At 32.8% G+C, this 4,453-nt stretch carries 3 protein-coding genes; all 3 read right to left on the reverse strand.

The genetic code is table 11. The features are described from left to right. On the reverse strand, positions 1 to 3,270 hold a 3,270-nt coding region (gene sov, locus ACVC2P_RS11265), incomplete at its 3' end, for a T9SS outer membrane translocon Sov/SprA (RefSeq protein ID WP_452598570.1). 6 nt (positions 3,271 to 3,276) lie between these two features. After that, positions 3,277 to 3,858 carry a Holliday junction branch migration protein RuvA gene (gene ruvA / locus ACVC2P_RS11270; RefSeq protein ID WP_452598571.1) on the reverse strand — a complete coding sequence of 194 codons (582 nt, stop codon included), beginning with the start codon at positions 3,856 to 3,858 and terminating at the stop codon, positions 3,277 to 3,279. 234 nt (positions 3,859 to 4,092) lie between these two features. Continuing rightward, positions 4,093 to 4,453, reverse strand: a 361-nt coding sequence (locus tag ACVC2P_RS11275) for a phosphate acyltransferase (RefSeq protein ID WP_452598572.1), incomplete at its 5' end; no start/stop codon positions are given.

A 4,453-nucleotide genomic window follows, 5' to 3' on the forward strand; every position in this document is an offset into this window, starting at 1 on the left:
CGCATAAATTAAGGCTTGATTTTGTGGTACTACTGTTTGTTGATTCCATCCATTGGTATTTGATGCGCCTTGTAATAGCGAAATATTACCATCTTGTGGCAATCCGTTTTCGTATAATTTCCTACCGTCTTTTAATACATCTTCAGAAATATTTCCTAAGTTAAAGACTAATTTCCCCCCTGGGTTTAATGCATTTTCTTGGAATGGATCTTGTAACCAAAATTCTATATATTCTACATTAGATTGTTCGAAATCTGTAGAGGTTAATTGTCTTGTTATACCCGCCCAACTATCTAACGGGTTATCGTTAATATTATCTTCTGATCCTGGTTTAAAGTTATACGGCCCTCTTTCTTCTGGATAGTAGGCTAAATCTAGTGTATTAATAACCGATGTCTGCCCTTGAGCAATATCTTGTTCTGGAAATAATTCGTTTACAAAAACTCTTGAGGTATAAATTCCTGAAACATCATCATCACTAATACCACTTGGCCTTTGATTGCTATAAAAAATAGGATCGATAGTATACCAGTTTAACAAGGCTCTATCGTAACCGTTTTGGATTCCATTTTCATCTTCTCCCTCTGCTACATCTGTATATATTCTCCCTAAATCTTTTGGTCTACTTGATAAAAACCAAGCTTGAGGCGCTTTTAAATCTACTCCATTTTGCGAGCCTTCAAAGTCGTCAACATAAGCTGTTGCTTCTCCATTAAAGTTTGTTCCTTTTGGTGCTCCTGGTAACAAATATGCAAACTCTCCTCTTACCGAAAGGTTAGATGGTGCATCTGTATCTACATTTGGTAGTTTATTGGCTAATCTTGTAAAAAACGGAACTTCTGTAGAGTAATTTCCATTGAATCCTAATATGGTATTATTTATAGGTTCGCTGTTAAAGTTTGCTTTTTGTGTTATTGGTCTTTCATTTAGGTTAATGTATGTAGCGCCTAATACAAAGTTTTCATTAAATTCATGCTCTACATTTATTCCTGTAAATCTTTTTGTTTGCTGACCAAATATTGAGTTGTTTTCTGTAGTTACCTCAATTGGTGTGTTAGATGCTTTTAAGGCTTCATCTAAAATTTGTACACGCCCTAATTGATAGTTTACAGTATAATCTACACCTTCTACTAATACTCTACCTCCTGCTGTTACTTTTACAGAGCCTCTTGGCACATTAAATCCTCCTATAGGAATGCCTTCTCCTCCTGAAGATTTATAGCGTCCTTTTATTTGAAATTTATTCTTTTCTATCTCATCTAACGCTGCTGTTTTTGTAGCTTTATATAATAAATCGTATACATATTTTTCTTGATTGGCGTTAGCATACACATCTGCTTCATAGTCTGCTTCATTGTTACCCGAGTTATTATCGTTATCTAACACATCGAATAGGTAACGTCCAAAAGGCTCCACTTTTGTGAATACTATTTTCCCGTTTTGTGGGATTACTGTTATCCCCGGAACGAAATCGAAAAATCCATCTCCATTGGCTTGAGGATCGTTATTAAAGTTTAATCTATCTAGATTGAATAATCGTAATAATGTCGTTTCTTCTATTGGGTTTCCATTAAAGTCTACTCCAAATGGTGTTCCTTCTACTGGCGTAATGTAATTTAATGGTGCTGCTTCGTTATAAAAAATGTTCAGCTTAAAGTCTTCTTGACTTAATTGGTATGCTCCAGTGTCGTAGATGTTTTTCATCATTAAATCCCAAATAGGTTGTGAAACACTTGTTATACTACTTTTAAGTAACTTAAGAATTAAGTTATTATTAGTTACATTAGTTACTTCTCCATTTGTATTTGTTTCTACATCTGTAGCTCCTATACCATCGTTTGCAAATTCTCCTACTTGGTATACTTGGCCTCCTACTGTAAATTGGAATGCTACTGCTAATACCTCATCGTTATTTAAACGTTGGTTTAAAGAGATGTACCCTAATTGTGTATTTAATTGGTATTCTTGACCTTCTGTAAGTTTTCTTGAATTTTCTAATTTAGCATAATCGAACCCTTCATTAAAACTTGGTATGGTTATACCTTGTTCTACAGTTGCAATATCTCTAATAGCATTTGTTATTTGTGCTCCTGGCCCGCCAATATTTGTTGGGTCTAATCTGTTGTTTCCGTTATCTGGAAATGCTCCTGGGCCTGCTGTTACTTGTACTCCTGCATTTCCAATAATTTCAGATTCTCCTAAATCTTGTAACGCAACAATATTTCTTACATTCTCTGTTCTGTTACTTCTATTTGTTATCCAGACTTCTGCTCTTGTTATTTGTACATTTGTATTTATAAACGGATAGTTTTCTAAAGCTCTATCGTAATTCTGCCTAAAGTATTGTGCTAAGAAAAAATGTCTGTTTTCATCATAATCTCTAATAAAGAAATCGAACTCATCTAATGTTCCTCCTCCTTGAGCTACAACTGATCTTGTATCGGATTTTTGCTCAGAAAACACGCCTGTTATTGTTGTTTTACCAAATCTTAATTCTGTTTTTACTCCAAATAAACTTTGTGCTCCAGAGATTAACGAACTGTTTAATGGCATGTTTACATTACCAACTTCTATTTTTTGAATAATATCATCTTCTGTTGGTGTATATTCTAATTTTATTAAATTCTGAAAATCGAAAGTAGATTCTGTGTCGTAATTTGCCGTAACTTGTAACCTAGATCCTACCTTTCCTAATAAGCTTAAACTGATTCGCTGATCGAAATCGAAAGTAAAATTACTCCTGTTTCTAGGTGAAAATGATGGATTATCTTGCTTGGTATACAAAATACCTAAATCCATTTCTAAAGAACCTTGTGGTACAATAGATATTGGTCCTTCTCCAAATATGCTAGTAAAGAAATCTGAATTAACATAAAATTCTGGGATTAAGTTTTTCTTTTGCTCCTCTGCTCCTTCTTTCTTACCATCGTAAGCATCTATTTTATCTTTATAGTAAGATTTTAAATTTTCTTTAAGTACTAAATCCTGATATTCTTTTGGTGTTAAAATTATAGGATAATTTATATTAAAACTCCCAACACTCTCAGTGTAAATGTATCTATCTATTTTAGGGTCGTAAGTGTATTTAGATTGTATGCTATTAGGGTTTGGCATTTGCAAAGTTCCTAAGCTAAATCCTGTTTTAACAGAATCTTGAACGACTGTAGGATCTGGATCTTGAGCCAATGCGGTAAAAGAAAGTAATAGCGCTGAGATTAATAGAATGTACTCTTTAATGGATTTCTGAAAGTGTATATTGATTGTATTCAAAATCTATTATAAATTTTTTAAAGCTAGTTTGATTATAGTTTCTACGTTGGCTTCTGGTTCTGCTGCTACTATTTTTTCGACCACTTTTTCGGCCTGTTTTTTTGCAAAACCAAGAACTTCTAATGCTGATAACGCTTCATCTTTATTAGTATTGCTTTTATTAACAGAAACTTCGTCTATATCGTAGATTTTAATGATTTTATCTTTTAAATCTATAATAACGCGTTGTGCCGTTTTAAGTCCAATACCTTTTACTGATTGAATTAAAGCGACATCTTCTGTAGCAATACCTTCTTTAACTTGTTTTGGGGTTAGAGACGATAACATTGTTCTTGCTGTATTAGTGCCAATTCCACTTACAGATATTAATAACCTAAACACATCGCGTTCTCCTTTAGAGGCAAAACCATATAAACTATGTGCATCTTCTTTAACTTGAAGATGGGTGTATAATTTTAAATGCTCTTCATTAGGGATTTGAGAGAATGTATGCAGGGAAATATTAATTAGGTAACCTACTCCGTTACAATCTATAACAACATCGGTTGGGTTTTTCTCAACCAATTTCCCTTGTATATGTGTGATCATTTATTAATGTCTTATTAAACTACCAAAACTACACATTTTTTTTTATTTAGAGTTAATAAAATAAAATGTAATACATATTACCGTTTATCGCCCTATTTTGCTGTTATTATGCAGTTTTTATAAGTAATATATTTTATTAAATTTAGATATAAATTTATATTTAATAAAAAGTACTAAATAAAAAAGCGACACTATTTCTAGCATCGCTTTTTTAGGGTGTCATTATTTAGAGTCTTATTTTTTCTCTTTTTGTTGTGCATCTATTACTGCTATCGCTGTCATATTTACCATTTCGTCTACACTTGCACCTAGTTGAAGAATATGAACTGGTTTTTTCATTCCCATCATTATTGGCCCTATAGATTCTGAGCCATTAAGCTCCTTTATAAGTTTATACGTAATGTTTGCAGATTCTAAATTTGGAAATATTAGTGTATTCACTTTTTTGCCTGCTAATTTAGAGAATGGGAATTTTGCTTGTAACATTTCTCGGTTTAATGCAAAATCGGTTTGTAATTCTCCATCTACTAATAAGTTTGGATGTCTTTTATGCAGGTATGAAACGGCTTCTCTTACTTTAGTTGCTGTTTGGTCT

The organism is Pontimicrobium sp. MEBiC01747, assembly GCF_053601635.1.